The sequence below is a fragment of the Pseudomonas sp. AGC41 genome (assembly GCF_057334555.1).
The window spans coordinates 7,740-16,641 of record NZ_JBHFJB010000008.1; the positions used below are offsets into that span (position 1 = coordinate 7,740).

The 8,902-nt window shown below is 65.1% G+C and carries 2 protein-coding genes; both read left to right on the plus strand.

Features of this window, described 5'->3' with window-relative positions; genetic code table 11:
- Positions 1–25 precede the first annotated feature (25 nt).
- Positions 26–6,040, plus strand: coding sequence for an amino acid adenylation domain-containing protein (locus ACE04F_RS01140; RefSeq protein WP_486104183.1), 6,015 nt, complete (start codon positions 26–28; stop codon positions 6,038–6,040).
- A partial coding sequence (locus ACE04F_RS01145; RefSeq protein ID WP_486104185.1) for an amino acid adenylation domain-containing protein occupies positions 6,037–8,902 on the plus strand: 2,866 nt, incomplete at its 3' end. The genes ACE04F_RS01140 and ACE04F_RS01145, both read left to right, overlap by 4 nt.

Genomic DNA, 8,902 nt, shown 5'->3' on the forward strand with positions numbered 1-8,902 from the left:
CCGCGCGCCGTTGGCGCAGGCTTTTGTGCGCTTCGATGAGCCGTTGCAACAATGGCAGTTGCAGTTGATCCACCATCATCTGGCAATCGACCACGCGACCCTCGGCCTGCTGTTTGCCGAAGTCCGCGCCTTGATGCTCGACCCCAAGCACCCGCTTCCCCCTGGCATAGCGTTTCGCCCGTTCGTCGTCCACGCACGCGAACCTCAACGGCAAGCGAATGCCGAAGCGTATTTCCGGCGGCGGCTTGGCGACCTTGACGAACCGACCTTGCCCTACGGGCTGCACGATATCCAAGGCAGCGGCCGAGACAATCGCGAGGCGCACTGCCCGCTCGAGTCCGCCTTGTCCCTGCGCTTGCGCCGCTTGGCCAAAGCCCAGGGCGTCGGGGTTGCCAGCCTGTTCCACCTGGCCTGGGCCATGCTGGTCGGCAAGACCAGCGGCCGCGACGATGTGGTGTTCGGCACCGTGCTGTTCGGGCGTTTCAGCGCCGGCCAGGCAGTCGGCCGGGCCCTGGGTATGTTCATCAACACCTTGCCGCTGCGCATCAACCTTGATCTGCCGCTGCGCGATGCGCTGCATCAGGTCCATAGCCGTCTGGTCGAGTTGCTGGCCCATGAACATGCGCCCCTGTCGCTGGCCCAGCGTTGCAGCGCGCTACCGACCCAAGCACCACTGTTCAGCGCCCTGCTGAACTTCCGTCACAGCCAGGCGCAACACTCGGCGCGACCTGAATTCGACCTGCCGGGCGTCCACCTGCTGAGTAGCGAGGAGCGCAGCAACTACCCGTTCTGCCTGAACATCGATGACTTGGGCGATGACTTTGTCCTGAGCGTGCAGATACATCGTTCGGTGTGTCCCGAAGCCGTCCTGGCACAGATGATCCAAGCCCTTGAAGTGCTCGCGCAAACCCTGGAAACGGCACCAACGGCCCAAGCCTGCACATTGGATTGCCTGCCCGCGAGGCAACGTGAACAGGTGCTGGAAAACTTCAATGCGACACACCGCGCGCATCCGCGCGACACCTTGCTGCACCAGCCTTTCGAACAACAGGCCGCGTTGCGTCCCGATGCCGTCGCCGCCCGCGTCGAGACCGCCAGCGCCCCTTCGGACACGCTGACCTACGGCCAACTCAACCGCCAGGCCAACCAACTGGCCCATGCCTTGCTGGCAACCGGGCTGCGCCCCGATGACCGTGTGGCGATCTGCCTGGAGCGAGGCTCACAGATGCTGGTCGCCTTACTTGCGACCTTGAAGGCCGGTGCGGCTTATGTGCCGCTGGATCCCGCTTACCCGACGGCTCGCCTGCAGCACATGCTGGAAGACAGCGCGCCGCGCCTGGTCCTGAGCAGCCAGTCGCTGGCGGGACGACTGTCCGCCATCAGCGCGGACGCGCGTTGGGAACTCGACGATCCAGCGCTGCAAGCGCGACTGGCCGCCCTGCCTGAGGGCAACCCCGAGGTCATCGGCCTGCAGGCGGCGCACCTGGCCTACGTGATCTATACGTCGGGTTCGACCGGGCAACCCAAAGGCGTGATGATCGAGCACCGCAACGCCTGCAACTTGCTGCACTGGGCCCTGCACAGTTTTCATCCGGATGAAATGCAAAACAGCCTGTTCGCCACGTCGATCAACTTCGACCTGGCGGTGTTCGAGTGCTTCGTCCCCCTGGCGGCCGGCGCGACTTTGCACCTGGTCGATAACGCCCTATCCCTGGTGACGCAAGCCAGCGCGGTGTCGCTGATCAACAGTGTGCCTTCGGCCGTGGAAGAACTGGTCAGGATCGGTGCGATACCCGACACGGCCCGGGTCGTCAATCTCGCTGGCGAACCCTTGAAGGCGCGGTTGGTGGAACAGCTGTTTGCCCGCAGCGCCACACAACGGGTCTGCAACCTTTATGGACCGACGGAAACCACCACCTACTCGACCTGGGTCTCGATGACCCGCGAAGAAGGCTACGTCAGCGGTATCGGCCGTCCTCTGGACAATACCCGCATCTACCTGCTTGATCGGCATCGCCAGCCGGTGCCACTGGGCGTCGCCGGGGAAATCCATATTGGTGGCGCGGGCGTGGCGCGCGGCTACCTGAACCGGCCACAGCTGAGCGCGGAACGCTTCCTGCGCGATCCTTTTGTCAGCGCCCCGCAAGCCCGCATGTACCGTACTGGTGACCTGGGCCGCTGGCGGGCCGATGGGCAGCTGGAGTACCTGGGGCGCAACGACTTCCAGGTCAAGGTACGCGGCTTTCGCATCGAGCTCGGCGAGATCGAAGCCCGCCTGATTACCCTGCCCGGCATCCGTGAAGCGGTAGTCCTGGCCCAACCCGGCCCCAGCGACGATACGCGCCTGGTCGCCTATCTGGTTGTCGACGACCCTACCGTCCCCGCGCCGGACCTGGATCGGCTGCGCAGCCATTTGCAGAGCCATTTGCCGGACTACATGCTCCCCGGCGCGTGCGTGGTCATGGCCAGCCTGCCGCTGACTCCCAATGGCAAACTCGACCGCCAAGCCCTGCCATTGCCCGTTGCATTATCCGACAGCCACGCCAAACAGGCGCCCCGCGGCGACACCGAGCAGCGCCTGGCGGCGATCTGGGCACAGGTGCTAGGCGAAGCGGATATCGGCCGCGATGACGATTTTTTCAGCCTGGGCGGGCATTCGCTGTTGGCCGTGCAACTGCTGGAGCAATTGCGCCGCAACGGTTGGGACCTGGATATCCGCAGCCTTTTCGAACGCCCGAGTCTGGCTGCCTTGGCGCAGCGCCTGGAGACACTCGGCACGGCACCCGTGCGCCAGGCAAGCGCGCCGGGCATTCCGAGCCCTTGTGCACGTATCGTCCCGGGAATGCTGGACCTGATCGAGCTGTCTCAGGAGCGGATCGACTCGATCGCCGCGCGGGTGCCTGGAGGTGCGAGCAATATCCAGGATATCTATCCGCTGGCTCCCCTTCAGGAAGGCATGCTCTATCACCATCGCGCGCAGAGCGCAGGCGATCGCTACGTACTGCGCAGCCTATTGTCCTTTACCGACGAAGAACACCTGCGACGTTTCTGCTCCGCGCTGGAGCAAGTCATCGCCCGACATGACGCGTTGCGTACCCTGGTGCTCTGGGAAGACCTCGACGAACCGTTACAGGTGGTCCTGCGCCAGGTGACCTTCATCCCGCGCCGCCCGCTGTTGACCGGCACCGACATCGCCGCGCAACTGCACGCCAGCACTGATCCGAGCAGCTATCGACTCGACCTGCGCCAGGCCCCGTTGATCGAGGCCCACATAGCGTTCGACGCCGTTCATGAGCGCTGGTTGCTATTGCTCCTGCATCACCATGTGGTGGTCGATCACACCTCGCTGGAGCTGATGATCGAGGAAATCGCGCTGATCGAAAGTGGCCGCCAGGCCGAGCTGCCGCCACCCACCAGCACACGGGGTCTGGTGGCCCAGGCGCGGCAACCGCAGGCCTTGGCGGCGGCGCGGGAATTCTTCAGCGAGCAGTTGGGTGACCTGGAAGAGCCTACCCTGCCCTTTGGCATCGACCTCGACGCCGACCCGCGCTGGCAGGCGCTGGAGCATCGGCAGTCGCTGCCAGACACACTGGCCCGGCGTCTGCGCCAACAGGCCGGCAGCCATGGGGTGAGCGCGGCAAGTCTCTGCCACCTCGCCTGGGCGCTGGTATTGAGCCGTCTGAGCGGACGCGATGACGTGGTCTTCGGCACGGTGCTGTTCGGACGCCTGCAGGCTGGCGTCGACGCGGATCGATCGGTGGGGCTGTTCATCAACACCCTGCCATTGCGCGTGCGCCTCAACGATCCGCTGAAGGTTGTGCTCGCGCGGGTACAGCAGGCCTTGAACGGTCTGCTCAGTCACGAGCAGACCCCACTGGCGCTGGCTCAACGGTGCAGCGCGGTACCGGCGGGAACCGCACTGTTCAGCGCATTGTTCAATTACCGCTACAGCCACGCCGGGCAGGCGAACATTCCCCAGGCCATGCCGGGCATGAGCCTGTTGCACAGCGAAGAGCGCACCCATTACCCCTTCAATCTGGCGGTGGACGACTTGGGCGAAGGGTTTCAACTGACCGCCCAGACTCATCCCGACCACGCTCCTGCCCGGCTCGTCGGGTTGACGATGGAGGCGTTGGGCTCGCTGGTGGAAGCGTTGGAACAGGCCAGCGATACCAACGCTCTGCAACTGCGGGTACTTCCCGCCGAAGAAGAGGCCCGGCTGGACAGCCTGAATCCAGCGTCGGCCGAACCGGGGCCTGGCGCCACGTTGCAACAACGCTTCGCCGAACAGGTCGCGCGCAGCCCGGACGCGCTGGCAGTCATCGACGAACATCAGGCCCTGAGCTTTCGTCAACTCAACGAACAGGCCAATCGCCTCGCTCATCACTTGCTCGCCCAAGGCATACAGGGCGGCCAACGCATCGCGGTCTGCCTGGAGCGCGAGGTCCATCTGGCGATCGCCTTGCTGGCGGTATGGAAAGCCGGTTGCGCTTATGTACCGCTGGATCCGGACTACCCGGCGACGCGGCTGGCTCATATGCTCAACGACAGCGCACCAGCGGCGCTGCTGACCCAGGAGCACCTGCGCGACCGGCTACCGTCCTTTACCGGCGGGCCGCTGATCAGCCTGGATGCCCAATCGGCAGCGCTTACGAACTGGCAGCAGGCCCGCACTGACGATCCGGACGCGACCGCGCTGGGCCAGCAGGCCAGCGACCTGGCCTACCTGATCTACACGTCCGGCTCCACCGGACAACCCAAAGGCGTCATGGTCGAACACCGCTCGGTGCTCAATCTGTGGGCCGGATTGCGCCAGCGCCTGGACGACCTGCCGCCCGGTTCCCGCTGCTCGCTCAATGCCTCGGTAGCCTTCGATGCCTCGGTTCAACAACTCTGCCAATGGCTCAGCGGCCATTGCCTGGTGCTCATCCCCAAACACGTGCGACTGGATGCCAGCGCCTTGTTCGGCTACCTGAACGCCAAAGAGGTCATGCTGTTCGACTGCACGCCCACTCAGTTGCAAGCGTTGCTCAGGCACCGGCAGGCATCGGCTCAGGCCGCGCCCTTGCCAAAGCGCATCCTGCTCGGCGGCGAAGCGGTGCCCAGTGAACTCTGGGCGCAACTGCGCAACGAGCACGCGGTGCGCGTGCTGAATGTCTACGGCCCCACCGAATGCACCGTCGACACCACCAGCGCCTGGCTCGATAGCCATCCGACGCCAAGCCTTGGCCGGCCACTGCCCAACACACAGGTGCAGGTGCTCGACACCCACGGTCGACGCACACCGTTGGGCGTGGCTGGAGAAATTCATATCGGCGGCCACGGCGTGGCCCGTGGTTACTGGCAGCGCGAAGCGTTGACCGACGAGCGTTTCGTTGCCGACCCGTTCGCCGATCATCCCGGCGCGCGCCTGTACCGCACCGGCGACCTCGGCCGTTGGGAGCTGGACGGCAGCCTCAGCTATCTGGGCCGCACGGATTTCCAGGTGAAGATCCACGGGCACCGCATCGAGCTGGGGGAAATCGAAAGCCACCTGTTGGCGTTGCCCGGTGTCCGTCAAGCCGTGGTGGTGGGCCGCCTCGACCGTCATGGCAGCGTTCGGCTGGTTGCCTATCTGCAAGGGCCGACACTGCCCACACCGAGCCAGGCCCGTGCGGTGCTTGGCGAGCGCTTGCCTGAATACATGCTGCCCAGCGCCTACGTGCGCCTGGACAGCCTGCCGTTGACCGCCAACGGCAAGCTTGACCGCAACGCCCTGCCCGAACCCGACGCCCAGGCCTATGTGCAAACCCACTATGAGCCTGCGCAAGGCGACATCGAGACCACCCTGGCGGCGCTCTGGTGCGAGCTGCTGAATGTCGAGCGGGTCAGCCGCCACGACAATTTTTTTGCCTTGGGCGGCCATTCGCTGATTGCCATGACCTTGGTCGAACGCATGCGCCAGCACAACCTGCGGGTCGATATCAGCCAATTGTTCAGCGCCCCAACCCTGGCCGGTCTGGCCGCGGCCACCACCCCTTTGAAGGAGATGCTTCTGTGACTGCCGCTCAACTGCTGGCCCTGCTCAAACAGCGTGGTGTGACCCTGTCATTGCGCGGCGATCAACTTTCGGTGGTGGCTGACGATCAGGTCCTGGCCGACCAGGCGTTGATCGCCCTGCTGCGCAGCCACAAGCCGGCGCTGATCGACGCCTTGCGCCAAGCCGCGGACGGGCCTGCCCAGGACAGCGGGTTGCCCAGGGGGACCACACACATCACCCCGGCAATGCTCGACCTCTGCCATCTGGACGACGCTCAGATCGCCAGCATCGTAGCCGGAGTGCCGGGCGGCGCCGCCAATATCCAGGACATCTATCCGCTGGTGCCCTTGCAAGCGGGCATTCTTTTCCACCACCTGCTCCAACAGCGCGGCGACACCTATCTGCTGCACGTGCTGCTGGCCTTCGACGATGAGCCCTGCCTGCAACGTTTCATGGCTGCGCTCAACCAGGCCATCGCCCGCCATGACATCTTGCGCACCGCCCTGGCCTGGGAAGGCCTGGACGAACCGGTACAGGTGGTCTGGCGCCAGGCATCGCTGGCGCTTGAAGTGATCACCGCGCAGCAGGATGTCGAGGCCACGCTGCTTGCCCACGCCGATCCGCGACAGCAGCGCCTCGACTTGCGCCAGGCGCCCTTGATGCGCGCCGTGGCCGCCAAGGACCCAGACACCGGTGAATGGCTGCTGCAGTTGCTGCACCACCACGCGGTGATGGATCACACCTCGCTGGAACGGCTGGTCCGGGAAGTCGCGGCGATCCAGCAAGGGCGCTTGGCCGAATTGCCGCCACCGCAGCCGTTCAGGGATTTCGTGCTGCGCGCCCGACAGGGTCTGAGCGAAGCCCAACATGCGGCGTTTTTCACCGAGCTGCTGGGGGATATCGATGAACCCACCGCGCCGTGCGGGCTGCTCGACGTACGCGGCGATGGCAGCCAGGTCCAGACGCTGGAGGCACCGTTGGCGAGCGCTCTGAGTGACCGGATCCGGCAGTTGGCGCGCAAGCTGGGGGTGAGCAGCGCCAGTCTATTTCATCTGGCCTGGGCGCTCGTCCTGGGCAAGACCAGCCAACGCGACGACGTGGTGTTTGGCACCGTGATGTTCGGCCGGTTGCTCGGCGCCGGCGAAGCCGCTACCGCCATGGGCCTGTTCATCAATACCTTGCCGCTGCGAGTGCGCCTGGCGGTGCCGGTGGAACAGGCGCTACGCGACACGCATGCGTTGCTCAGCCGGCTGATTGCCCACGAGCACGCACCGCTCGGCCTGGCCCAGCGCTGCAGCGCCCTGCCCAGCGGCACACCGTTGTTTTCGGCGTTGCTCAACTACCGCCACAGCGCTGTTGCCGAAAACGCTCCAGCGCTTGATGGCATGCGCGTGGTGGGCGGCGAGGAGCGCACCAACTACCCGTTCAACCTGTCGGTGGACGACTTGGGCGAAGGCTTTTCGCTCAACCTGCAAATCGACGCTCAAGTCGGCGCCATACCGGTGCTCGGCTGGTTGAACGCGGCGCTACAGAATCTGCTCGAAGCCCTCGAACGGCACCCGCAAAGCCTTGCCTGCCATCTGTCAGTGTTGCCTGCCGCAGAACAGCATCAGCTACTGCACAGCTTCAATGCGACTGTCCGCCCATTGCCTGCCCAGGCCCTGCTGCACCTGGCCATCGAGCGCCAAGCAGGACAACGCCCCGACGCCATTGCCGCGCGTTTCGAGGCCGCCGACGGCTCGGCGCCGTTGACCTACGGGCAGCTCAATGCCCAGGCCAATCGGCTGGCGCATCGTTTGTTGCAAGCCGGGGTCGTACCCGACAGCCGCGTGGCGATCTGCCTTGAGCGTGGTCCGCACCTGCTGGTCGCCCTGCTCGGTATTCTCAAGGCCGGCGCGGCATATGTGCCGCTGGATCCGAGCTACCCTCGCGAGCGCCTGTTGCACATGCTTCAGGACAGCGAACCACGGGCCCTACTGACGCTTCGCGGGCTGGCAGCCAGCCTTCCGGCGCCCAATGGTTGCGAGCTCCTGTGCCTGGACGACAGCCATATCCAGGCCAGCCTGGTCGAGCTGCCCAGCCACGATCCGGATCCCGCCAACCTTGGCCTGAGCGGCGAACACCTGGCGTATGTGATCTACACGTCGGGATCCACGGGCACCCCCAAGGGCGTGATGATCGAACATCGCAATGCCTGCAATCTCCTGCACTGGGCACTGCATGCGTTCGATGCTGAATGCTTGCGAGATAGCCTCTTTGCCACGTCGATCAACTTCGACCTGGCGGTGTTTGAATATTTCGTCCCCCTGGCGGCTGGCGCGACCCTGCACGTGGCGAGCAATGCCCTGGCCTTGCTCGACCATCCGGTACCGGTCACGCTGGTCAACAGCGTGCCCTCGGCACTCGACGCACTGGTCGGTGCCCAGGCGATCCCGGCCTCGACCCGGGTGGTCAACCTGGCCGGTGAGCCGCTCAAGCAGAGCCTGGTCGAGCAGATATTCGCCCAGAGCGCGGTGCAGCGCCTGTGCAATCTTTACGGCCCGTCGGAAACCACCACCTACTCGACCTGGGTCTCGATGACTCGTGAGCAGGGCTTCGTGCCCGGCATCGGCCGGCCGCTGGACAATACCCAGGTGTACATCCTCGATGGCCATCGGCAACTGGTGCCACTGGGCGTGGTCGGGGAAATCTACATCGGCGGCGCCGGGGTCGCTCGGGGTTATCTGAACCGACCGGCCCTGAGCCAGGAGCGCTTCCTCGGCGACCCGTTTGCCAGCCAGCCCGGCGCCAGAATGTACCGCACCGGTGATCTCGGCCGCTGGACCGCCGATGGTCAATTGCTTTATCTGGGGCGCAACGACTTCCAAGTGAAGGTGCGCGGCT